Below are 24,204 nucleotides of genomic sequence, written 5' to 3'. Positions count from 1 at the left end.
AATCTGCGTCATTAAATCAAGACCTGGTATTGATGAGCTAATACCGGTCCAACGTTTATACTCTCCACAACTTTCCATTCCTTCAACTCCCTGATAAACTCCGGTTTTTCAAAGCCTGAATCAATAGCAGCTCGTGTATAAAAATCAGCCTTTGCGGGGTGCTTGGGCGAGCATCCGTTAAAAAGATAACCGAATGCCTCTTTCGCCAATATCGCTTTGCTAATGCCGATACAATCATCAAGATGGATGAGGTTTACTGGCGCGTCTCCATTAGGGATCTCCTTTTTACCGGCAAAAAACCTGCCGGGATCGCGTCCGGGGCCAATCAACCCTGCAAAACGGATGATGGTTGTTTTAAAGCCATCCTCAGCACGGAAAAGGTTCTCAGCTTCAAATAATATCCTGCCGGCTTCCGTATTGGGCTGTGGATCGGTTTCTTCATTCACGTGCCTGTTGTTATCGGCATAAACCCCTGTGGAACTGACGAAAATCACTTGCTGTATAGCAAACCTTTTTATGGCATGGACAATGCCTTTAACCTTCTGTAAAAAAAAATCACCCTCACCGCTGCGGCTTTTGGGCGGAATGGCTATCCACAAAACATCGCAATCAAAAAAATCGGCATCATATATTTCCTCGTTCGGCGAAAAGTTAACTACATAGGGCCGGATGCCCAAAGCAGCCAGGTTATCCATTTTTGCGGTAGAAGTAGTTGAGCCTTTTACCTGCATGCCATCGGCAATTAACGCTTTACACAATGCGCTGCCGTACCAGCCGCAGCCTAAAATACTGATCTTTGTTTTACCGGGCATGTTATAAAAATAATGCTTTGGCGCAAAGGTAATTAAATAATGATATGGTGTTTGGCTGCCGTTAATATGCTTTTGTTTTAAACTTTTTGGGCATAACAGGCGTTATTGGTTTATGAAGAAAGAGATCATTGCAACCTCTGTAGCATTAGGTTTAACTGCTTTAGCTTTACAAGCAACCCGCTGCAAACCGCTTGAAACTGTTCCTTATGTCGATTTGAAAAAATATGTTGGTTCCTGGTTTGAAATTGCCGCTTTCCCGCAATGGTTTGAGTCGGGTTGCACTTTTACTTCGGCAGCCTATGGTTTAGCAAAAGATGGTAGTATCATTGTTAAAAACCGTTGTATAAAAGATAATAAGATAAAAATTGCCGAGGGCAGTGCTGTTGTTGCTGATAAAACAAGTAACGCAAAGTTGGAAGTACAATTTCAGTGGCCATTTAAAGGTAAATACTGGATCATTGCTTTGGCTGATGATTACAGCTATGCCATGGTAGGGCACCCGAATAGAAATTACTTATGGATCCTGAGCCGCCGTTCAACACTTGATGAACAGATCTATAATCAGTTGGTGGTACAGGCTGCCAATCAGGGATTTGATGTGCGAAAGCTGGTGAAAACGGTGCAGGTGTAGGTGAAAAAAATGTCATTGCGAGCGTAGCGCGGCAATCGCACGGAAGCAGGGCCGCTCTGTATAGCATGCGATTGCTTCGTCGTTCCTCCTCGCAATGACATGAAAAAATTTACTTCACCACTTTTATCTTAATAACCAATTTCTTCACCTTATCATAACCATCAACCTTGATATTAGGGCGGTGGCCATCACTGGGGAAAAACAGGAAAAATTCATTGGGAGTGGCGGTGTAGTATTTACCCTCGCCGCTGTAGTTGGCACCGTCTTTAGCCGGGTCATAGGGTTTAGTAACGGTAAGGCTTTCAATAGGGGCGACACCGATCTTTTCCTTGCCTTTGATCACATATTGCAGGTCGATATAGTTTTGGTGCGATTCCCAGGCCGATTGTTCAAACTCTTTGGAAGGGCCTTCAGTAACGGATGCATAAACATTATCGCCATCTATAGGATATTTGCCGGGAGCTATCTGATCAAGATTGCGTTCGCGCAGAAATTCAAAAGCCTTATCCCATACCGCTTTATTGGCGGCATATTGTTTCGCAAATTCGAGGTTATTGGTTGATGAGTTTAATTTAAGCTTTAACCCATTAGCCCAAATGCGGCTTTTTACCCATGTTTTTGCGCTTTTAGCTGTAAGCTCCTGCTGCTGGGCATTAGCAATGCCTGCAATAAGTAAAAAGACGGTTAGTAGCGCGATGTTTTTATAGGCTGCTAATTGTTTCATAGTTTATTAGTTTACCGGTTATTGAATTGGCGTTGCCCTGGTTCGGCAGCTCATTATGTACCAATAATACAAGCTTAATTAATTAAAATGATATATGATCTGTTAAATATTTACTTTAACGTTATAGTTTAGCTTTTAAATGGTTTAGTAATCGTGTTATCACTATAACGTTGGAGTGAAAATAAGGCTTAAATGGCTTTTGAAATCGTTTATAAGATTGTAGAATTGTATTTATTAACAAAAGATTTTCTAAAACAACATTTGCTTTGAAAACAATACACAGCGTCCACCCAACGGATTTTAAAAGCTACGATACCACTACCATACGCGAAAGATTTTTGATAGATAAACAGGTTCAGCCCGATCAGATCAATTGTACCTATACCCATTACGACAGGATGATCGTTGGCATGGCTAACCCGGTAAGTAAAACACTTGAGCTGCCAAATTACCCGAACCTGCGCGCCGAATATTTTTTAGAGCGACGCGAGATCGGGATCATTAACGTAGCCGGTGCCGGTGTAGTAAAAGCCGACGGAGAAGTCTTTGAAATGAATAAGCTTGATTGCCTGTACATTGGTAAAGGGACAAAAAGCGTGACTTTTGAAACTGCCGATCCATCAGTGCCGGCTGTATTTTACCTGCTGTCATCGCCGGCACACGCGGTATACCCAACAACCCTGCTTACCCACGCTGATGCGGTTAAGGTTGAACTGGGTTCGGTAGCAACGGCAAACAAACGCACTATCAATAAATATATCCACCTGGAAGGTGTACGGAGCTGCCAGCTGGTAATGGGACTTACCATATTACATGAAGGCAGCGTTTGGAACACTATGCCGGCGCACGTGCACGACAGGCGTATGGAGGCATATTTTTATTTCGATGTACCTGCCGGCCAGAAAATTTTTCATTACATGGGCGAAGGACAGGAAACAAGGCATATCACCATGGATAATTACGATGCCGTGGTATCGCCGCCGTGGAGCATCCACTCGGGCAGCGGTACGGCAAATTACAGCTTTATTTGGGGTATGGCAGGCGAAAACCTCGATTACACCGATATGGACGCCATAGCTATAACAGATCTGAAATAATTATACATCAACCTTAAAAATATAGTTTAAGTGGAGAATCAATTTTCATTAGCCGGTAAAGTAATTGTAGTAACCGGCGGAACAGGCATATTAGGCAAAGCATTTATAGATGGTATTGTTGAGGCGGGGGGCGCGGTAGGCATTCTTGGCCGTAATGCCCAGGTAGCAGAAGAACGTGCCAACGCCATAAATGCAGCCGGGGGCAAAGCCATAGCACTGGTGGCCGATGTAATGAACGAGGCCGAACTGGTAGCCGCCAAAGATAAATTGCTGGCAGCTTTTGGCAGGATAGATGGCCTGGTGAACGGTGCGGGCGGCAACATGCCCGAGGGGGTTTTGCAGCCCGACGAGGATATTTTTAAAATGAACATCGATGGCATGAAAAAAGTAATGGAGCTGAACCTTTGGGGTACACTGATCCCTACACAGGTTTTCGGCGAAGCCATTGCCAAAACGGGTAGAGGCAGCATTGTTAATATATCGTCAATGAACTCAAAACGCGCCATAACCAAGGTGTTAGGCTATAATATAGGCAAGGCCGCTGTTGATTGCTATAACCAATGGTTTGCGGTTGAGCTGGCTAACCGTTATGGTGATGCAATAAGGATGAACGCGTTGGCACCTGGTTTTTTCCTTACCGAACAAAACCGTTACCTGCTCACCAAACCCGAAGGCGGTTATACCCAAAGAGGCGAGCTGGTGATCAAACAAACGCCGTTTAAACGCTTTGGCCATGCCGATGAACTGAAAGGAGCACTGGTATGGTTGCTGAGTGATGCCTCGGTATTTGTAACCGGTTCGATGATCTGCGTTGATGGCGGGTTCTCGATTTTTGGAGGAGTTTAGGGGAATAAGATAACTAAGGTCATCCCGAATTTATTTCGGGATCCCATTGTTAAGGTCAGCTTCATACATGACAGTTACTTGGCGGGTGGGGTGCTGAAACAAGTTACCCATGACATAATAAAAAATACAGTCATGCTGAACTTGTTTCAGCACCCCACATGCAAGACCGCTTGCATAGCCGCTCAGCGCGTGGGATCCCGAAATAAATTCGGGATGACGGGTAGTGTAAATGTCATTTCACCTTCAGAGGCCTCCGGATTTAAACACTCAGCATGACCGCCGAGATATATGGCCGTAAAACTGGGCACAAACACAAGTGTTCAATTTTTTAAAAAACAAGGTGTTCAATTTTTGACTTTGTGAAAAATTAACTTGTTGATTATCAATGGTTATGTGTTCATTTTTGCTAAAGAGGTGCTTTTTACTAAAGTTAACTTGTTGATTATCAGTATTGTTTTTTTTTGAAGGTGAGTGAAAGTGTTTACACCTAAAAAAATTGAACACCTGGAAAATAGATAAAAAAGTTAATTCTATGGTGATAACACCTACCGCAGGCTTACCAAATAATAAAGCTACTATGAAACTAAGATCATCCCTTATAGCCCTGTTCTCCCTTGCCGGCTTTGCCGCAAGCGGTCAAACAGTAACGCTCGATTATTATTTTAACCATGAGGTACACAAAGGTGTCAACGGGCAGTCGGAGCGGTTCCATTACCTGTGGGATGAAGCGGATAATAACGGTTTCAAGATCTTTGGCGAGGCTTTTACAAGCCGCGGCGCTAAGCTGGATACGCTTGGCACAGCGCCTACATTGGAAAACCTGAAAGGTTCATCAGTTTATATCATTGTAGACCCTGATACCAAAAAGGAGAGCCCGAACCCAAACTATATCCAGGAAGATGATATTGAGCAAATTGCTGCCTGGGTAAAAAAAGGTGGTGTGCTGCTGCTGATGGCTAACGACAGCGTTAATGTGGAACTGCCTCATTTCAATAACCTTGCTGCTAAATTCGGGATGCATTTCAATAACGATCTGCAAAACCATGTAATTGATGATGCTCATTTTGAGGATGGTGCTGTCTACGTAAAAAACAATCCGGTATTGAAGACAGCCACTAAGGTTTTTATGAAAGATGCCTGTTCAATTGGCTTAAGCGGTGTTGCTGTATCTGTGCTTAAAAATAAAGAAGGAGCAACTATTATAGCATCTGCCAAATATGGTAAGGGGACAGTAATAGCTGTTGGCGATCCATGGCTTTACAATGAATATGTGAACGGCAGGCTACCTGCCGGATATGAGAATGATAAGGCAGTGAATGATGTTGCCTACTGGCTGTTGAAGCAGGCGAAGAGGTAATTATATATGAAAGTCATTTCAAACATACTCCGGGGTGTAAAAATGAGATTGGTATCATCATCACCCCAAATAAGTAGTATAACCAAGCGTAGCATTGGCCCCTGCTCCGCCGATAACCAATTTTTGCGAGGCAGGATCGGCAAGAAGGTTAAATTGCACGCCGGTGCCTAACGGTATAAAGTAGGATAACAATACGTCAATAGCTTTTGCAGCAGATGTGCCGGGTAAAAACTCCAGCATCCGGGTGGCGCTCACCGGGCCTATGTTCATGATTAATTTTCGCTCGGCCGCAATAACCTGCCCGGCAATAAAGTTTACACCTAAAGTACCGGCGCCAAGGGCTGTTCCGCCATTTGTAATCGTATTGTTTTTTTGTTTCGGGTATACCGTTTTGTAATGCAATGATAAGGGTACATTGAACATCATATTAATGATACTGCTTACAAAATTTATATTATTGCGCTGCTCATGTATTACAGGTAAAACATGTATTAAAATAAGCATCTGCTTTTTTGTAAAACACTCAAACTCCTGCCATTCCGTTAAAAATATATTGATCAGCTCATCGTATTCATTTTTTTTGTCGAGCCGGTTTTCATAAAGCTCGACCAGTGTTCTGAAATAGTTAAGCTCGGCCTCAAATGGGGCAAAAAAGCGGCGGGTTTGTTTTTCTTCCTCGCGGCGGGCTTTAATATCTTTGATCATGTCCTCCTCGGTGATCATCACACTCGAAGCAGGCGGCCGGTGAAACAATCCCTCGGGCAGCATATCATAAAACCCATCGCGGTTAACCCAAATGGTGGTTACCGGTTTTTTACTTTCAGTTTTTTTATCAGCCGTTATGCCTGCTATCTCCTTATCATAGGCACGCTTTTTAGGGCCTTTGGGCAGTATTATTACATCGCCGGTACTAACCATTTCATTTTCAATAATTTCTGCCGCTATAGCTGCCGCTTTAAAGTCGGTATCAATTTGATTAGGCTTTTTTATTCTCATTTGTGATTTAAATAATTGATGCTATCCAAAACAATAACCAATATTATCGGTAATTGATTATACTAAATTGAAATTTATATAAGATAGCTGCCCGGGCCTACATATTTGATACTCATGAACCTTAAATCGTTTTTTATAAGTTATCTGATAGCTCCTGTCCTGTTCTTCATTGCTGCGCTGATCATGTCGGTAGTGAACAAGAAAAACAAATATCTAAGTAACAGGCGCCTTATCATCACTTTACTTTTAACGGCTGTTATATTGGGAGTTCCGGGCTTTTTGGGCTTTTTAGGTATGCAGTTTATGCCGTGGGGGTACTTATTTTGCCAACTGATATATTTAGGTATGGGTGTATTTTACACCTGGCTTGCAGGCAAATACCATGAAGATCAGTTTCTCGATAAAAAATGGTTTTTCCTCGTGGCTTCTTTAATATCATGCTTGCTGGGGATGTTTCTTTTCAAGCTGGCATTTAACTGGCTTAATGATATGCAATATGGCCTGTGGGCCTCAACCAGTATCCTGATATTTTTATTACCGCCGGTTTTTTGGTGGGGGTACATCGCCTTTTTAAGCATCCCGCTCGAAATTTACAAGGTTTGGCAATATCCCCGTACGCCTGAAGAGATCAGTATGGAACACCTGGATTTTGACAGGCTGATGGTGCTCGAACTTGATCTGTATAAAAACACCGACGATCCTGAACCGCTTAAAGTAAAGGCCAAAGCACCGCCAAATATGAACTTTGGCCAGTGGTTTCAAAAGTTTATTGATGATTATAATCTTAAATTTCCAAAATCAACGGTGCAGTATAAGCTTAATAATAATGAAAGCTATAAGTGGATCTTTTATATTAAGCCGTCGTTTTTTAAGCAACGCCACTTTATCGACCCGGACCTTAATATTACAGAAAACCGGATAACCGAATCGGTAACCATATTTGCCAAACGTGTATCGGAAGTGGTAAGTGAACCCGCCCGTACCGGCGACCAGGCCATTTACCTGTAAACTTGATTAAAACAAAAAAACATGATCAGCCCACTAAAACATAAACCTGTGAACTGGATAGATGGAATGAAAATTTCCAGCGCACATTTTGTTAATACTGATAATTTTATTCATGATATAGTACGCGACGCCAATTCGCTGCTGCTCAACAATAATAATTTCGGGCTGCTTCCACCCGCACAAGGGCAAAGCTCATCGCTGGATATCCAGATCACCGAACGGGCATCAGGCCAGGTTCAGGTAACTTTAAACCAGTGTAACGCCATTACTGCCGAAGGTTTCAGGATTGATATTACCCGTGCCGAACAACCGTTAACATTTAGCCATTACTTTGGCCAGGAAACTATCAATGAAGCATCAGAAACCTATTATGTGCTGCTTACCGTAAACCCCTTTGAACGTGTACCCTCAGGCACACCCGACCCGGAAGAACAACCCATCCGCTATCCCGATATCAGCAAACATTACAGTATCACTATTTTGCCGGCGTCACAATTGAACAGCATGGGGGCGCACTTTATGGAGGTTGGTAAATTTGTACGAAGCGGAAGCACCTTTCAGGCCAATGTAAGCTATATCCCACCATGTACCGCGCTGATAAGCCATGCTGGCCTGATGACCTATTATGAAAACTTTGGGGCACAGATCAACAACCTTCAGCTGCTTTCGTTCCGTATTATTGACAAGATCACCTCAAAAGATTCGGTATCTACCATCGGTAAAAATGTAAAGATGCTGTGCGATAAAATGCTTGATTATATCGCGAGGATCTATTTTTCATACCGAAACCTGATCTATCTTCAGCCGCCTATCCAACTGGTTTCCTGCTTTTCGGAAATGGCACATCTGTTTTTCAGTACTGTTAAAAGCATGCCGGGAGCCGAACGGGAAGAATTGCTTAAATATTTTTATGAATGGAAGGATGTAACACCCGGTAATTTTGAAGAGCTTTTAGCCCGTTTGATCGAAATAGTTTATAATCATCATGAGATAAACTCGTCAATGACAGCGATTGATGAATTTATGCGGGTAATTGTTGCTCTGTGGAATAAGCTTAGTACATTAGAATACATAGGGCAGCGTAAAGAGAATATTGTAGTTGCCGAGCAGCAAGCCATACAAACCATACAAACTAAACGTACCTGGACATTGCTTGATTAAGTATGGTTAAAAGGTTTCAATAAAATAAATGCCTGCCGTTTCCATATATTGCGGCAGGCACTCATCATAAATCAGTATCGTTTTATTACCGACTTTCGGCACCCGCCATTAACAGTTGTTCCAATATTTCGGTATAACCGCGCTCACTGGCAAAATCCATAGCGTGCCGGCCGTTATTATCTACAGCGTTTACATCAGCGTTGTTTTCGATTAAAAAAGCTGTAAAATCATTAAATCCGCACTGTGCTGCCACAATAAGCGGAGTTTCGCTAAAGCTGTTGCGCGAATCGACCTCGGCCCCCGCCTCAAGCAGCATTTTGCCAAGATGATAGTTGCCCATACCCGCCGCGTAGTGCAGTGCCGAATTGCCATTCTGTACATGCAGGTTAACATCGGCGCCATTTTTAATCAACAGTCCGGCTACGTGTATATTGGAGTTATTAACTGCAAATATCAGTGGACTAACGCCGTCGTTATTTAATCCGTTTACATCCCATATGCCCGACTTGAGCAAAGCGCTTATCGTTTCGCTATGGTTATTGTAAACCGCCTGGTGAAGCGGTGTGTTGCCGTTGTCATCCTTTTGCGCGGTTTCACCGGCCGACAATTTTGCAACCAGGTCGCGCATGCCGTTAGCTGTAGCGTGATCGAGCAAACTGTAACCGGCATTGTCTTTAACGGCGATATCGGCACCTAATGAGATCAGGTAAAGCGAGGTTTCTGTTTTACCCGCAAGTACAGCATAAAAAAGAGGTGTTTGCCCATGGTTATTACCAGCATTCACATCGGCACCGGCATCAGTTAATAATTTAATCAGGTCTTTACTGCCGCTGCGCGCTGCGCAATGCAGGGGTGTTTCGCTTAGGTTATTGCCCATGTTAACATCAGCGCCGGCATCTATAAGCATTTTGGCAATATCCTTTGCACTTTTTAAGCATACATAATATAAGGGTGTATTGCCCAGGCTATCGCGTTTGTCAACATTAATCCCTCCCTTTTTCAGCAATGTTTGTACTATCCCTTTTTGTGCGTTTTTACACGCGTTTAAAAACATATTATCCATAGGTATCTATTTATTACAGGCTATGCAAGCATCAGTTTAACAACAGCTTCGTTATTATGCTGAACTGCTACATCAACCGCTGTTTGCCCCGCATTATTTACATTTTCAACCGTCGATCTGTCTTTATCCAACAACAACGAAACTATCTTTTTGCCCGACATTTTATCGCCATTTGCAGCAGCATACATCAATGCGGTGTTACCGGTTTTATCGGCGTAGGTGGTATCGGCATTATTGTCAAGCAGCAGTTCGGCAATATTGTATTTAATTTCATTGCCTTTTTGTGCAAAATTCATCAGCGGTGTTTTGCCCCAAACGTTAGGTTTATTGATATCGCAGCCGGCTTCAACCAATTCTTCTGCCAGTACAATATTTAAATCGGCCAGGTAACCGGCCTGGCATACTATGTTTAAAGCAGTGTCTCCATCGTTATTCACCGCTGCGTCAAGATCAAGTCCGTGCTTGATCAATATACGCAGCATTTTCACAATATCTTTCAGGTCGCGGCTCATGCCCCTTCCAAAATTACTCACGGCCTTTGTAAGCAGTATAAAAACAACGGTATCACCATTACCTGTCCTGAAATTCACATCTCCGCCACCTTCGGCCAGTAAACGGACCATTGGCTCTGAGGGATACTCGCAGGCCAGCATTAAAGGTGTGCGTTTGTACTGATCAGAAAAATCATCCAGGTCTGCACCGGCTTTGATAAGTGCTTCCACGGCTGTGAAATCACGGTTCAATACAGCTTCATGAATGCTCATCCCTCCGGTAGCTATGTCGGTTTCATCGCCCGATAGCAGTGCAGCTATTTCCTTTACCCCGCTGCGTTGCGCGTAAGTAAGGGGCGTTGTATCAAATATATCTTTATCTTCTGTATCAATGCCGCTGTTTTCTATCAATATCTTTACTGTTTTCGTTGCTGCATCTATGGCTCCGGGTATGGTTTTGCGGTGGACGAGTTTATCACAGATAACATGTAAAAGATTTTTTCCTTCCGATTCCGTTGCATCCATCTTTACGCCGGCATTGCCCATAGCCTCGATAAAAGGGTACATATATAACTGGCCGGCCTCAAAATAGGCTAACTTGCCCGAATCGTTTTTCTTTTTAGGGTTGATACCGAGTTCCAGCAGCGCAGTGGCGGTATCAAATATTTTCTTCGCCTTATCCTCAGGTGAAGTACCCTGCAAATCAAACCTGGTGCCAGTGAGTGCGTGCAAAGCCGTGTTGCCGTATTTGTCGGCCGTGGGTTTCAAACCCGTACCTGTTAAAAACCGGATGGCTTCCGGATCGGTAAAACGGGCTGCAAGGTGGAACAGGTTTTCTTCCTGCTCATTTACTATATGAATATCAGTTAAATTCTGATACATGCCCATCACATCAATGGCATTGGGCGCCGGATTAAACATGTTGCGATGATAGGCATCCCTGATCTGGTTAAATTCGTTTGTCATATTTAAATTCGTTCTTTGGCTATCTGCAACGCATCGTCAATGTTTTTATAATTTTTGTGCGCAATGGGGGTAGCAATCTCAATAACCTTTTGATATACTTCAAGCTGCAGCCAGCAATCTGTTTTAAGCCGCGTTATATTATCCTTCGCCAACTCACCAAACAAAGCAATATATTTTGACGTAAGGGGCAGTTTGTATTCATCTGCAAGATTTTGCTTTTCCCTGATGGCTTTGTAAAAATTATCGCTGTTAAGCCTTATCCCGCCCTGATCAATCGGCATTAACATCCGGGCCTTATCAAGGCATACCAGTGTTTCACGATAGCTGCCAAGCCAGTAAAAACATAAAGCCAGGTTAAACATACCTGCCGGCCGCTGGGGCGTTTCCGTTTTTAAAAGCAGGTATGCTTCGGCGTAACGGCCCTGGTAAATCAGGTTAATAATTAAAAGCTCTTCAGCACCCTCCGGAGGCACCTGTGATGATTGTAGCAGCATAAAGCCTGTTGAATTGATTTAAACCCGGAAAGCCGACATTTGTTGGCGGTCCGGGTTCGTTAATTAAAATATAGTGACAGGTAAAAGGTAAAAATGACTTTCCGGACATCGCCGTTTGCTTGCCTTTGTATGAGAATTATTTGGAGAAATCAAATTTGCCTTCAAACAATTTACCCACCACCGGCAAGGGTTTAATAGCTTCATTATTGGCGGTTATAATACCCAGCAGCAGCAATACAAACGTAAGGGCACTGATAACCAGCGATACAACCGAAAGGGCCGGGATAATAGCTGCCAATACCGCGAGAGCAACTCCCAGGATGACTGATAAAATAATGAGGCCGAGCGACTGCCCAAGGTGATAATTAACCAAAGGGCTTTTATCGGCGCGCTTTTTATATTCAAGATAAGATACGATCCAACCAATAATAGTGATGTAAGCCATAATGGACATGCTTTTGTTTGTCATAACTTTTTGTTTTTTAAGGTTAAACGATAAATGATGTGACCCAAAATTAGCTGCCCATATACCCTCACTCAAAAAAAAGGGCGACTACAAGCCGTCTACAATCTTGATTGACAGCGTCTACAAATCATCTACAACAATTACTTAAACTTCTGTGTTATAATGCTGGTAATTAATTATCAGCTTAATATCCGGGTAATACCTAAAGCAAGAAATAATACTTTTTATATGCCTTTGAAGAATAAAGTCGCCGCAATAACCTCCTTTTTTTTAGTATCATACATAACCATAGCCCAGGCCCAATCACTCGTAACTGATTCTTTACAGCAAGTTTTAAAAACTGCCGGTAACCACGAAAAACCGGTTGTAATGGCTGAACTTGCCCGAGCCACTGTTGAAAAAAACATTGATGCATCCATAGCAAACGCAGGCAAGGCCCTAATCATGGCAAAAGAGAACGCCGATGCCGGTGCGACCGCTTTTTGTTATGCTACCATGGGGTATTTGCTAATGCAGAAAAACCAGCAACACCGGGCTTCCCTTTTTATCGACAGCGCGGTACAGATTGCCGCAAAATCAAAAAATAACGTGCTGGTTTCTTTTGCCTGGCTGCGCAAAGGCTGGCTGGAACTGGTAAAAGGAAATAATGAAAAGGCCATGTCAGGTTTGCTGAAAGCCGAACAACTAATACAATACGCCGACGGTCGGCGCGCATTTAGCTATAAGACGCTCATCAACCATTACATCGCCAGTATTTACGCTTATGGCAGCGATACCCTTAAACAGCGCAAATACGCGTACGATTGCCTTTCGGCGGCTAAGCAAAGCTTATATCCGGATGATTTATTGTTAGGTTACATGACGCTGGGCCACAGTTTTTTCTCCGCATTTGAAAAGAATAGGTCCAGGCGTGTGCTGCTTGATTCGTCAATGGTATATTACCGGATTGCGTTAGCCACCTACCGGCATAATGCAGAAAAAATACTTTTGCAAAGTAACGCTTCGGCAACGGCCCTTAATATCGCAAACAGTTATTTCAAATACTATCCTCCCGCTTATAAAGACAGCGCTAATAACTATGTTAATATGGCACTTGATATTGCCAGGCGTACCAACGGTAAAGAAATAATTGCCAATTGCTACGGCATATTGAGCGAATATGCGCTGCGCGAAGGGTCGCCCAAAAAGGCAGAACAGTACCTGCTCACAGGGATATCCGAATTAAAGGATTCTGCCCCCGGCGTCGCTATCACACGGTCGCGGTTAATGTTAGGACTTGCAAACGTAGCCGAAAAAAGCGGCGACAAGGCCAAAGCGCTCGATTATTACAAAAAATATATCGACTACTACAGCAAGGTATTTGACAGCCAGAAACTGGCTACCGTTCAGCAACTGGAAGAGGAATATCAATCTGTACTTAAAGAAAATGAGATTGCCCGCCTGCGCGAACGCGCCGATTTTAATAAGCAACTCAACTGGCTTTATGTAGCTATCGGGTCGGCAAGTATTATTTTACTCGGGCTGTTGTTAAGCTCTTACCATTACAAACTAAAAGCATCGCAGCAGCAAAAACAGCTTACCGAACAGGAGAAAGAAGAAATAAAGCTTTTGGCACAATTACAACAAGCCGAAGCCCGGCGCTTAATGCTCGAGAAACAGGAAGCCGAACTGCAGGTTTCCCTGCGCGAAAAGGAACATGCCCATGCAAAGGCCCAACAGGAGTTGTTACAGGACCGTACTGAATGGCTGGGAAAAGAGTTACTGGCCGGTTCATTGAAGATTGAAGAGAAGAACGCTATACTCGAGTTGTTAAAAGAAAAATCGCGCAAAGCCGATTCGCCGGCTGTAGCCAGGCAGATGGGCCGCATCATTAACCAAAACCTGCGGATGGATAAAAGTATTGATGAGCAGCAGGTCATAAGCCAAAGTCATCCCGGTTTTTTCAATGCCCTGCAGCAACAGGCCGAAAACAGCCTTACCCGCCTCGACCTAAAATATTGCTCATATATTTTAATGGGGCTTGATACCAAGGAAATAGCTAACCGCCTTGGCGTTGAGCCAAAAAGTATCCGCATGGCCAGGTACAGGCTTAAACAAAAACTTAAATTAGCTAAAGACGACGATCTTGACCAATTTATCGGCAGGGTTGGTTAGCGTAAGGTAGAAGTGCAGGTGAACGCTCTCAATATTAGCAAAAAGGAATAATACCTTATTTATGAATTAATGTTTAAGTGTAAGCATTTGTCAACTTGCGTAATTTACTTGCCGATACAAAACTTACTAAATATATTCTCCAGCAAATCATCCGTAGTAACAACACCGGTGATCTCACCGAGGTAGTGAAGCGCCTGTTTAATATCCATCGACAAAAAATCGGAAGTTATGCTGCCATCAATACCGCCCAATACCCTTACAAGCGCCTCTTCAGTTTTTTGTAAGGCTTCGAGGTGGCGGATATTGGTTACCAGGGTTTCGTCACCACTGAGCTGGTCTTTTACCGCAGAGGAGTAGATCTTGTGTTTCAGATCGTCAATATGATGTTTTTCTCTTTGGCAGAGATAAAAATTATGTCCAGAAGTCCGAAAGTCCGAAAGTCAGGGGATGGAGAAGTGAATAAACTTCGTTCCCCGAAACTGTAAGCATTATCGAATAAATCAGCGAAGCTTCTTTCGGACTTTTCGACTTGCTGGCTTTCCGACTTATTTAACAAATCTGCTTTATTGGCTACCACTAACATGGTAACCCCGGGTTTTTGCAGGCTGGCGATATCACTATTCAGTTCTTCAATAGTAATTTTAGCGGCGTCAAAAACGTAAACCAACAGGGCCGACTGGCCGATCTTTTCCATGGTGCGCTGTACGCCTATCTGTTCAATGGCATCGGTAGCTTCCCGGATCCCGGCAGTATCAATCAGCCTGAAATTAATGCCCTGGATATTCAGCACCTCCTCAATCGTATCTCTTGTGGTACCGGGGATATGGCTCACTATGGCACGCTCTTCATTAAGCAGGGCGTTCAGCAGGGTTGATTTGCCCGCATTTGGCCTGCCTGCTATTACCGTGTTTACACCATTTTTAATGGCATTACCCAACTCAAATGAATTAATTAGCCGGCCAACAATTTTGGTAATCTCGTGGATCAACTGTTTCAGTTGGTCTCGGTTGGCAAACTCTACATCTTCCTCAGCAAAATCGAGTTCCAATTCAATGAGCGAAGCAAAGTTTACCAGTTGCTCGCGTAGGGCCTGTAACTGAGTGCTGAAGCCTCCGCGAAGTTGTTGCAAGGCCACCTGCTGCGATGCTTTGGAATTGGAGGCGATCAGATCGGCCACAGCCTCGGCCTGGCTCAGGTCGAGCTGACCATTGAGGAATGCCCTTAGCGTAAATTCGCCGGGTTTGGCCGACCGTGCTCCTTTTTTGATGAACAGCTTAATGATACTTTCAATAATATAACCCGAAGCATGACATGAAATCTCAACTACATTTTCGCGGGTGTATGACCGCGGACCAACAAACAACGATACCAGCACCTCGTCCAAAATCAAATCGCCATCGGTAATACTGCCGAAATGGATAGTATGCGATGCCTGTTTGCTCAGGTCTTTGCCTTTAAAAACACTGTTGGCTATGTTTATGGCATCAGGGCCCGAAAGGCGGATCACAGCAATGGCGCCCACGCCGTTTGGTGTGGCAAGGGCAACTATGGTATCGGTATTATCTGTCATTTTTTAGTTGATAGTTAATGGTTCATAGATCATAGCCTAAGCCCGCCTAATTTACCAAAGTGCAAAGGTCGTTATTTCGTGGTGATTTTTCTCACCTACTCCTCCTAATCCATCTCCATATGACTTGAACATGAAAAACGCGGGCACACCATGAACTATGATCCATGAACCATTAACTAAAATCTTTACCTTCGCAGGCAATTATGGTAACTTTTTTTGAAGCTTCGCTCGAAACTATTTCGGTACATCACGTTGGTAATCAGTCGCAGGAAGAGACGTATGCACTTTCCGAACAGCCATTGGAATTAAAGGATGAGATTATTCCCAACCTGCTTATGCAATATTTTCTGAAACCTTTTGAAAAGGCTAACGAGGTTTATCACCTGATGCACAGCAGTGGCGACCTTGAACTAAACGAGCTGCACCACTTTGCCACACAGGTATTTGATGACAACACTAAGTTTCATGAGGCATCTGAGAAAATAGCGAAGCATTTATACAAGGTTACCAATCACCCTAATATTAAAGGCGGCGAGCTTTATGTGGTTTACTTTAATAAAGTGCAAATTGAAGGCAACCCACTGGATGCCATCGGTATCTTCAAGTCGGAAAACAAGGAAACTTACCTTAAAGTTTACCCCGACAAAGGTGGTTTCCAGGTTGACTATGAGCAGGACGCTATCAACATCAATAAGCTGGATAAAGGTGTATTGATCTTCAATATCGAAAAAGAGAACGGCTACAAGGTAGTTGTGGTCGATAAAACCAACGGCGGGCAGGAAGCCGCCCGTTTTTGGAAGGACGATTTTTTGCAGTTGAAGATCCGCAATGACAGTTTCAACCAAACCAACAATACCTTGGGCATTTACAAAAACTTCATCACCGAAAAAATCGATGAAGAATTTGAGATGAGCAAGGCAGATAAAATCGACCTGCTGAACCGCTCCATGAAGTATTTTAAAGAAAAGGAAACCTTTGATATGGATGAGTTTTCAAATGAAGTGATCGGCAACGAACAGGCCATTGAATCATTCAAAACTTTCAAAAACCAGTACGAGCAGGAATTTGACAGCCCTATTGCCGATAATTTTATTATATCAGAAAATGCGGTAAAGAAGCAGGCCCGTATTTACAAAAGCGTTTTAAAGCTTGATAAAAACTTCCACATTTATATTCATGGCGATAAGGAACTGATTGAGAAAGGTTTTGACGATGGGAGGGCGATGAATTATTATAAGGTTTATTTTAAGGAGGAGGCGTAGAAGATTAAGCTTTAAAATTTAATAAACCTGATACACTGCAACATCGCATCTTCAAACAGATGTTTAGTAAACCTTTCCATTTGTGAAAAGTCATACTGGTACAACACAGTATTACTAACCAAATCACAACACACAAATGAAAAGGTCATTCATAATCATCTCATTGTTATTCGTCATTACAAGCTGCAGCGTATTACAAAATGGGGGCGTTCCGCAATATGCACTTGGCATGAGCGAAAAAGATTTTACAGCCTCTCAACGGTTTAACCTCTCGCTGGTCGAAGCCACACCAGGCCATTCTATTTACAAGCGTACTATTGAAGCCGATGCCCAAAGGGTAATTGCAAACATGTATTACTATTTTGATGATGGTAAATTAGTGCGTATGCGCCGGGTAGAAGAACCCAAACCCATAGTTATAGTTGAGCAAAAACCAGCCACTTTATAACCGATAAATGATCAAAACTGCACTCCCCAACGCTCTTCAATCCCCAAACCAAACAAGGCAAAATCATATTTAACCGGATCGTTAGGATCGAACTCACGGAGTCTTTCGGTCAGTTCAACGGCCGTTTGCCAGTCGGTTTGTTTTCGAGCGATAAGGTTGAGTTTGCGCGATACCCGGTCCACATGTAAATCAAGCGGACAGATCAGGTCGGAAGGTTTGATGCGGTTCCAGATGCCAAAATCAACGCCGTTATCGTCCTTCCGCACCATCCAGCGTAAAAACATATTCAGCCTTTTGCAGGTTGATTTTTGCGATGGCGACGATACATGCTTTTTAGTACGATGCGGAAAATCGGGCAAAGAAAAGAAATATGATCGAAAGCCCCCCAACCCCCTAAAGGGGGAGTAATCGCCATCTTCGGGAATAAACGCGTCTTCGAGGGACTCAAAGCGCTCATAATGCTGCCTGAAGAAAGCGATAAAATATAAAGTATCCACATCATTAAAAGTGCGGTGCTTGAACTTTAACAGCTTTTTCAGATCAGGCTCTTCATGATTGATGATGAAATCATAAGGCGCGCCATCCATCAACGTAATAAGTTCTTTGCATTTTTTGATAATGGTAACCCGTTGTCCCCAGGCCAGTGTGGCAGCCCAGAAACCCATGATCTCGATATCCTGCTTTTGGCTAAACATGTGCGGGATGGTTACCGGATCATTCTCAATAAATTCGGGGCGATTGTATTGGGCAACTTTAGCGTCGAGGAAGGATTTGAGAGCTTCGCCCCCTGCCCCCCTAAAGGGGGAACTGTTCTTATTGTATCCTATATCCATGTGCCGAAATGTTCACATTTAATATATTTCACGTGAACCACTGTTTATCATACCTATTGCTTCCATAAAAGTAAGAGCAATAGGTTCGTAGTCGGTTGAGTAATCATTAAAAATGCCCACTGCATTTCGCTTAAAGCCAATAACGTGGCTCATTATTAAAAAATCACAAAAGCCTATAATATTCTTATTCTCGCTTTCGACAAATTCTTCTATAATCCTATTGAGTGACCAAAAAGAAAACATATACTCCTGCCATCCATAATCATCAAACCCGTTTACAACAGAATAAAGCGCTTTAAAATCATCGGGAAAGCTAAAACTTAAAATAGTTTCAGCTTTCTCAAAATCCGCGGCAGTTGCGGGTGGCTTCATTTTCACCTCACATTCATCCCAAAACTCAATAGCTTCCTTTATCCAATCCTCCATAAGAAAGTTTTGATTAAAGGCTCATTTTTTAGCTTAACGCCTGTTTAATATCCTCCAGCAAATCTTCGATATCTTCTACACCTACGCTCAGGCGCAGCAGGTTATCAACTACGCCTGCTTTTTCACGTTCGGCTTTAGGAATTGAGCCGTGGGTCATGCTTACCGGGTGGTTGATCAATGATTCAACACCACCTAATGACTCGGCCAATGAAAACACTTTAAATGATGATGCAATACGGAAAGTCTCCTGCAGATCGGCACCTTTCAATACGATGCTGATCATGCCACCAAAATCGCGCATTTGTTTTTTGGCGATATCATGATTAGGATGATCGGTAAAGCCCGGCCAGTAGATCTTTTCAACTTTTGGATGATCTTTCAAAAACTCGGCTATCTGCTTTCCGTTTTCGCAATGAGCTTTCATGCGCAGGTGCAGGGTTTTGATACCACGCAAAACTAAAAAGCTATCCATAGGTCCTGGTGTAGCACCGCAGGCATTGTAGATGAACCAGAGCTTTTTATAAAGATCCTCATCGTTCAGCATCAATGCGCCCATCACCACATCACTATGGCCGCCAATGTATTTGGTTACCGAATGCATTACAATATCAGCACCCAGATCTATAGGATTTTGCAGGTATGGTGATGCAAAGGTATTATCAACCACAAAAAGCAGATTCTTTTCTTTGGTGATCTTACCTATAGCTTCTATATCCACAATCCGCATGGTTGGGTTGGTAGGTGTTTCAATCCAAACCAGCTTGGTTTTATCATTTACATGGGTACGTACAAGCTCCGGATCAGACAGATCCAAAAAATGGAACTTGATACCGTAATTGGCAAAGATCTTAGTGAATATCCGGTACGAACCTCCGTAAAGGTCATTACCGGTAATAACTTCATCGCCAGGCGCAAGCAATTTCATCACCGCATCAGTTGCACCCATTCCGCTCGAAAAAGCCAAGCCAAACTTTGCATTTTCCAAGGCAGCCAAACAATCTTCCAAAGCCTTACGGGTAGGGTTAGTACCACGCGAGTACTCATAGCCCTTATTATCTCCCGGCGATTTTTGCCAGTAGGTTGATGTTTGATATATCGGCGTCATAATAGCGCCGGTAGTTGGATCGGGCTCCTGCCCTGCGTGTATTGCTTTAGTTGCGAATTTCATGGTTGTGCTGTAAGCACGGTCCATAGTCGATAGTTCATGGACCATAGTAAAAAACAATTAATCATAGCTATGGACTATCGACCATAAACTATGGACTTTACAAAACTAATATGCCCTCGCAAACAACACCCGCTGCGTCGATGGCTTACCTGTGAAGATACATTTACCTTCTTCCTGTTTATTATTCAAAGGTATGCAACGGATTGTCGCCTTAGTTTCCTCTTTTATTTTTTGTTCGGTTTCGGATGTGCCGTCCCAGTGCGCGCTGATAAAGCCTGGCTGTTCGTCGAGCATGCGTTTAAACTCGTCCCAGGTATCCACCTCGGTGGTGTTTTCGGCACGGAAATCAAACGCTTTTTTATAGATATTTTGTTGGATCTCTTCAAGCAGGTTTTCGATAGTTTGTGCAAGACCTTCCTGGTTAACAGTTTCTTTAGTCTTGGTATCACGACGGGCCAGTTCAACTGTTCCGTTCTGCATATCACGGCTGCCTATGGCTACGCGTAATGGAACACCTTTCAGTTCGTATTCAGCAAATTTAGCTCCCGGGCGATGAGTATCGCGGTTATCAAACTTAACCGAAATACCTTTAGCCTTAAGTTCCTTTTTTAACGAATTAACATAGGCGCTGATATTATCCAGCTCTTCCTGGTGCTTGTAAATCGGAACAACCACTACCTGAATAGGTGCCAGCTTTGGAGGCAATACTAAACCCGCGTCATCGCTGTGGGCCATAATAAGCGCTCCAATCAAACGGGTTGAAACACCCCATGAAGTGGCCCAAACGTGTTCAATTTTATTTTCTTTGTTGGTGAACTTTACATCAAAAGCTTTTGCAAAGTTTTGTCCCAAAAAGTGTGATGTGCCGGCTTGCAGGGCTTTACCATCCTGCATCAGCGCCTCAATACAATAGGTATCCAAAGCCCCTGCAAAACGCTCGTTAGCTGTTTTACGACCTTTCACCACCGGCAAAGCCATCCAGTTTTCGGCAAAATCGGCATATACATTCAGCATTTGCTCGGTTTCGGCTATGGCCTCATCAGCTGTTGCGTGGGCTGTGTGGCCTTCCTGCCATAAAAATTCACTGGTACGCAAAAACAAACGCGTACGCATTTCCCAGCGCATTACGTTTGCCCACTGGTTAACCAGGATAGGCAGGTCGCGGTATGATTGGATCCAACCCTTGTAAGTGTTCCATATAATAGTCTCTGATGTTGGACGGATGATCAGTTCTTCTTCAAGCTTGGCTTCCTCGTCAACAATAATATTTCCTTCGCCATCATTTTTGAGGCGGTAATGGGTTACAACAGCACATTCTTTGGCAAAACCGTCAACATGGCTGGCTTCTTTACTAAAGAATGACTTAGGTATTAAAAGCGGGAAGTAAGCGTTGCTGTGACCGGTGTCTTTAAACATCTCGTCAAGTACCGCCTGGATCTTTTCCCATATCGAATAACCGTACGGTTTAATGATCATACAGCCTCTAACCGGCGAATACTCGGCCATGTCAGATTTAATTACTAAGTCGTTAAACCATTGCGAATAATCTTCGTCTTTACTAATAACACCTTTGTTCATATTGATTGGATAGAATTTGGACTTGTGTAATTGTTGTATATTGCTGCCAAATTTATAAATTTAAAACTTATTTGACCTTGCACTTTTTACTTACCTGTATATGAAACGGAACATCGCGATAGGAATGTTTATTATCGGTGCCATGGCATTGAGTTCCTGCTCTACAACCAAGCTTGCATCAAACCAAAGTAATGACAACGTTTATTTTTCTGATGCACGAGCGGGCGATGAACCTGTTTATGCACAACAGCCGACTTACAACCAAACCCCGGTTGCAGAGGATGGATATAGCGATGACGACGATGATTACTTTTACTACGATGATTATTCGGCACGTATAAACCGTTTCAGTTACTTTTCTCCTTTCGGCTATTATGACGACTTTTATTCGGCGTACAATAACTATCCTTACTACAACTATGGATTGAGCTATGGTGGTTTAGGATATTATGGTGGTGCTGGTTATTACAACGGCTGGGGATTGGGTTATGGCGGCTACTACGGCGGCCTTGGCTTAGGATTAGGTTATGGATACGGCGGTTATTATGGTGGCTGGGGCTTAGGCTACGGATATGGTGGATACGGCGGTTATTACGGCGGCGGTTATGGATACGGTGGATATGGCGGTTACTATGGTGGAGGCTATGCTTCGTCAGGTACAGCACGGCCTTATCGTGGTAATGGCAATCCTTTTGCAGGCAGCGGACGCCGCCCTGTTAGCAGTGCCACTTCCGGTATAGGCTACATTCCCGGAGGCCGTAACAGACCATTGGGCAGCAGAACGAACACTTACAGTAACGGCAGCAGCAATAGCGGAAATAACAGTTATAATAATAACAATGGCACCCGCTATGCACGCCCGGCCCGTACGGACGCGGCGCCTACCCGTGATGCACAGCCGGTTTACAGACAGCCACAGGTTGAACGTACATCGCAGCAACCATCGTATACGCCATCACCAAGCTCAAGCGGCGGCAGTTCACGCAGCACCGGCAGCAGCAGTGGCGGCGGTGGCGGCAGACCATCAAGACCATAAACCTAAATCTTATATTTTATTTACCTGAATTTTATGAAAATCAAGTATTTACTAAGCATAATTGCTATAGTAGCAATTACTAAAGATAGTTTTGCGCAATACTCACAGGATGCCATCAGGTTTTCAACCTTTCAAACCGGTTCAACCTCACGTATCAAAGCTATTGGCAACGCCGGCACAGCTGTAGGCGGCGATTTAAGCTCAGTTAGCGGCAATCCTGCCGGCTTAGGCTTTTTTACACACTCGGAGGTTAGTATTACCCCTGAGTATGATAACTCCAAAATAAGCTCCAGCTTTTTTGGGCAGGCAGGCAGCGCCAACCGTAACGATGTGAACATGAGCAACGCAGCCATCGTATTTTATCAGCAACTAACTACCCGTGGGCGCGACAAAAGCAAAGGCTGGCTAAGCATCAATTATGGCGCGGGCTACAGCCGTACCAATAACTTTTATGAAAACGTTGCTTACGGCGGTACAAACCAAACCAGTTCTATTTCTGATTACTATGCCGGTATTGCCAAGCGCGAAGTATCTCAATATGGCAGTGTTAACCCTAAGGGCCTTGATGGATGGGCATATGATCATGTCCTGATCGATAATTTCGGCCCGGCATCAGACCCGAACTCATATTCAAGCACAGTGAATGTTCCGGTAAGGCAATTGGCGGGGATTACCCGTACCGGCGGCCAGTCGGAGTTTAACCTTTCGTTCGGTGCCAATTACAGCAATAAGCTTTACTTAGGTTTGGGACTGGCTATTACCGATATCAGGTATAATTCGCACGCCAGGTTTACCGAAAATGGCAACGCCATTATAACCAATGGCGGCAACCCTACCGACTTTTCATCCACTTTTGCGCAAGACCAAAGCACCAAAGGCTCGGGCTTTAACGCCAAATTAGGTATTATTTATAAACCTATACAAGCTTTACGCCTGGGCTTTGTATTTACCTCACCAACGTTTTATAATATTGATGATTCATATTCCGAAGGGCTTGCCACGCAATACACAGGTGGCAAGAGTCATCAAAACGAATCCGAACCATATCAGCTAAGCTACAATCTGCGTACGCCGTTAAAATTAGCAGGTGGCGCGTCTGTTTTCATAGGCAAATATGGTTTCATAAGCGGCGATGTTGAATATATCGATTATACCACTACTCATTTAAGCAGTAACGACAGTTATACTGCCGATGGTGACAACAGTGATATCAAATCACTTTACCGTTCAACAGTGAACCTTCATGTGGGCGCCGAAGTAAACGTGAACAGCCTCGTTTATCTGCGCGGCGGTTACAGCCAGCAGGGTAACCCGATGAAAGACCTTGGCAGTGATATTAAAACAGTTAGCGGCGGTATAGGCTTTCATTTTGGTGCTTATTTTGTTGACGCTACTTACGCCAGGGTAACCGGCAAGCAAACCATTTTCCCTTATGAGGTAGGTGCAACCAGTCCTTTTGCCGATTTGAAAAAAACTAACAATAATGCATTCCTTACTTTAGGGTACCGCTTTTAACCGTTGATTTTTTTGATTGATTACGCTTATTGCGTTGATCTGTTGTACAGCCTGTCTTTTCGCTACGAAAAGACAGGCTGTTTCATTTAACGTATATCGTTG

22 protein-coding genes and 1 pseudogene are annotated in these 24,204 nt (G+C 43.6%); 11 read left to right on the top strand and 12 right to left on the bottom strand.

Annotation, left to right across the window (positions count from 1 at the left end):
• Positions 1–11 precede the first annotated feature (11 nt).
• The gene (locus ABID99_RS19835) at positions 12–812 is read right to left on the bottom strand and encodes an NAD(P)H-binding protein (RefSeq protein ID WP_373614883.1); all 801 of its coding nucleotides are present in this window, start codon (positions 810–812) and stop codon (positions 12–14) included.
• Positions 813–924: 112 nt separating this feature from the next.
• Between ABID99_RS19835 and ABID99_RS19830 the strand changes: the two genes are divergently transcribed.
• The gene (locus ABID99_RS19830) at positions 925–1,443 is read left to right on the top strand and encodes a lipocalin family protein (RefSeq protein WP_373614882.1); all 519 of its coding nucleotides are present in this window, start codon (positions 925–927) and stop codon (positions 1,441–1,443) included.
• A 109-nt stretch (positions 1,444–1,552) separates the two neighbouring features.
• Here ABID99_RS19830 and ABID99_RS19825 read toward each other — a convergent pair whose 3' ends face one another.
• A complete protein-coding gene (locus tag ABID99_RS19825; protein WP_188832917.1) occupies positions 1,553–2,167 on the bottom strand; it encodes a YhcH/YjgK/YiaL family protein in 615 nt (204 codons plus the stop codon).
• Between the two features lie 266 nt (positions 2,168–2,433).
• Here ABID99_RS19825 and kduI point away from each other — a divergent pair, with 266 nt between their 5' ends.
• The 3 genes from kduI (at position 2,434) to ABID99_RS19810 (ending at position 5,467) form a co-directional block, all read left to right on the top strand.
• Complete coding sequence (gene kduI, locus ABID99_RS19820; protein WP_176622652.1) at positions 2,434–3,264, top strand: 5-dehydro-4-deoxy-D-glucuronate isomerase; 831 nt, start codon at positions 2,434–2,436, stop codon at positions 3,262–3,264.
• A gap of 30 nt (positions 3,265–3,294) precedes the next feature.
• A complete protein-coding gene (locus tag ABID99_RS19815; RefSeq protein WP_112654753.1) occupies positions 3,295–4,110 on the top strand; it encodes an SDR family oxidoreductase in 816 nt (271 codons plus the stop codon).
• 496 nt (positions 4,111–4,606) lie between these two features.
• Complete coding sequence (locus tag ABID99_RS19810) at positions 4,607–5,467, top strand: DUF4350 domain-containing protein (protein ID WP_373614881.1); 861 nt, start codon at positions 4,607–4,609, stop codon at positions 5,465–5,467.
• Between the two features lie 60 nt (positions 5,468–5,527).
• Here the strand turns inward: ABID99_RS19810 and ABID99_RS19805 are convergent, their stop codons facing one another.
• A complete protein-coding gene (locus ABID99_RS19805) occupies positions 5,528–6,463 on the bottom strand; it encodes a type VI secretion system baseplate subunit TssG (protein ID WP_373614880.1) in 936 nt (311 codons plus the stop codon).
• A gap of 114 nt (positions 6,464–6,577) precedes the next feature.
• Here ABID99_RS19805 and ABID99_RS19800 point away from each other — a divergent pair, with 114 nt between their 5' ends.
• Positions 6,578–7,471, top strand: a complete 894-nt coding sequence (locus tag ABID99_RS19800; protein WP_091172409.1) for a TssN family type VI secretion system protein — start codon at positions 6,578–6,580, stop codon at positions 7,469–7,471.
• 21 nt (positions 7,472–7,492) lie between these two features.
• On the top strand, positions 7,493–8,632 hold the full coding sequence (locus ABID99_RS19795) for a hypothetical protein (RefSeq protein ID WP_373614879.1): 1,140 nt from the start codon (positions 7,493–7,495) through the stop codon (positions 8,630–8,632).
• Between the two features lie 85 nt (positions 8,633–8,717).
• On the opposite strand, the gene ABID99_RS19790 is transcribed toward ABID99_RS19795, so the two are convergent.
• From ABID99_RS19790 to ABID99_RS19775, 4 genes are all read right to left on the bottom strand, one after another.
• Positions 8,718–9,695 (bottom strand): ankyrin repeat domain-containing protein, encoded by a 978-nt coding sequence (locus ABID99_RS19790; RefSeq protein ID WP_373614878.1) that lies wholly within the window; start codon positions 9,693–9,695, stop codon positions 8,718–8,720.
• Positions 9,696–9,715: 20 nt separating this feature from the next.
• A complete protein-coding gene (locus ABID99_RS19785) occupies positions 9,716–11,152 on the bottom strand; it encodes an ankyrin repeat domain-containing protein (RefSeq protein ID WP_373614877.1) in 1,437 nt (478 codons plus the stop codon).
• Between the two features lie 2 nt (positions 11,153–11,154).
• The gene (locus ABID99_RS19780; protein WP_373614876.1) at positions 11,155–11,646 is read right to left on the bottom strand and encodes a hypothetical protein; all 492 of its coding nucleotides are present in this window, start codon (positions 11,644–11,646) and stop codon (positions 11,155–11,157) included.
• 136 nt (positions 11,647–11,782) lie between these two features.
• Positions 11,783–12,115 (bottom strand): DUF4870 domain-containing protein, encoded by a 333-nt coding sequence (locus tag ABID99_RS19775; RefSeq protein ID WP_373614875.1) that lies wholly within the window; start codon positions 12,113–12,115, stop codon positions 11,783–11,785.
• 231 nt (positions 12,116–12,346) lie between these two features.
• On the opposite strand from ABID99_RS19775, the gene ABID99_RS19770 reads away from it, so the two are divergent.
• Positions 12,347–14,266: a LuxR family transcriptional regulator gene (locus tag ABID99_RS19770; protein ID WP_373614874.1), complete on the top strand. Its 1,920-nt coding sequence runs from the start codon at positions 12,347–12,349 to the stop codon at positions 14,264–14,266.
• A 104-nt stretch (positions 14,267–14,370) separates the two neighbouring features.
• On the opposite strand, the pseudogene mnmE reads toward ABID99_RS19770, so the two are convergent.
• Positions 14,371–15,836: pseudogene (gene mnmE, locus ABID99_RS19765) on the bottom strand (tRNA uridine-5-carboxymethylaminomethyl(34) synthesis GTPase MnmE).
• Positions 15,837–16,039: 203 nt separating this feature from the next.
• On the opposite strand from mnmE, the gene ABID99_RS19760 reads away from it, so the two are divergent.
• Together ABID99_RS19760 and ABID99_RS19755 are read left to right on the top strand one after the other, a co-directional pair.
• Positions 16,040–17,098, top strand: a complete 1,059-nt coding sequence (locus ABID99_RS19760; RefSeq protein WP_373614873.1) for a nucleoid-associated protein — start codon at positions 16,040–16,042, stop codon at positions 17,096–17,098.
• Between the two features lie 136 nt (positions 17,099–17,234).
• Positions 17,235–17,546: a hypothetical protein gene (locus tag ABID99_RS19755; RefSeq protein ID WP_373614872.1), complete on the top strand. Its 312-nt coding sequence runs from the start codon at positions 17,235–17,237 to the stop codon at positions 17,544–17,546.
• 11 nt (positions 17,547–17,557) lie between these two features.
• Here the strand turns inward: ABID99_RS19755 and ABID99_RS19750 are convergent, their stop codons facing one another.
• The 4 genes from ABID99_RS19750 to proS form a co-directional block, all read right to left on the bottom strand.
• On the bottom strand, positions 17,558–18,379 hold the full coding sequence (locus tag ABID99_RS19750; protein ID WP_373614871.1) for a TIGR02757 family protein: 822 nt from the start codon (positions 18,377–18,379) through the stop codon (positions 17,558–17,560).
• An 18-nt stretch (positions 18,380–18,397) separates the two neighbouring features.
• Complete coding sequence (locus tag ABID99_RS19745; RefSeq protein ID WP_354486607.1) at positions 18,398–18,805, bottom strand: SMI1/KNR4 family protein; 408 nt, start codon at positions 18,803–18,805, stop codon at positions 18,398–18,400.
• Positions 18,806–18,833: 28 nt separating this feature from the next.
• Complete coding sequence (locus ABID99_RS19740) at positions 18,834–19,973, bottom strand: cystathionine gamma-synthase (protein WP_373615916.1); 1,140 nt, start codon at positions 19,971–19,973, stop codon at positions 18,834–18,836.
• Positions 19,974–20,078: 105 nt separating this feature from the next.
• A complete protein-coding gene (proS, locus tag ABID99_RS19735; protein WP_373614870.1) occupies positions 20,079–21,551 on the bottom strand; it encodes a proline--tRNA ligase in 1,473 nt (490 codons plus the stop codon).
• 100 nt (positions 21,552–21,651) lie between these two features.
• On the opposite strand from proS, the gene ABID99_RS19730 reads away from it, so the two are divergent.
• Both ABID99_RS19730 and ABID99_RS19725 read left to right on the top strand, forming a co-directional pair.
• The gene (locus ABID99_RS19730; protein WP_373614869.1) at positions 21,652–22,587 is read left to right on the top strand and encodes a hypothetical protein; all 936 of its coding nucleotides are present in this window, start codon (positions 21,652–21,654) and stop codon (positions 22,585–22,587) included.
• A gap of 33 nt (positions 22,588–22,620) precedes the next feature.
• Complete coding sequence (locus ABID99_RS19725) at positions 22,621–24,102, top strand: OmpP1/FadL family transporter (protein WP_176622915.1); 1,482 nt, start codon at positions 22,621–22,623, stop codon at positions 24,100–24,102.
• Positions 24,103–24,204: the final 102 nt, after the last annotated feature.

This window comes from Mucilaginibacter sp. OAE612 (assembly GCF_041806395.1).
Classification (GTDB): domain Bacteria; phylum Bacteroidota; class Bacteroidia; order Sphingobacteriales; family Sphingobacteriaceae; genus Mucilaginibacter; species Mucilaginibacter rubeus.
Note: the sequence above shows the minus strand (reverse complement) of the source record. Positions and strands in the feature narration are given on the sequence as shown.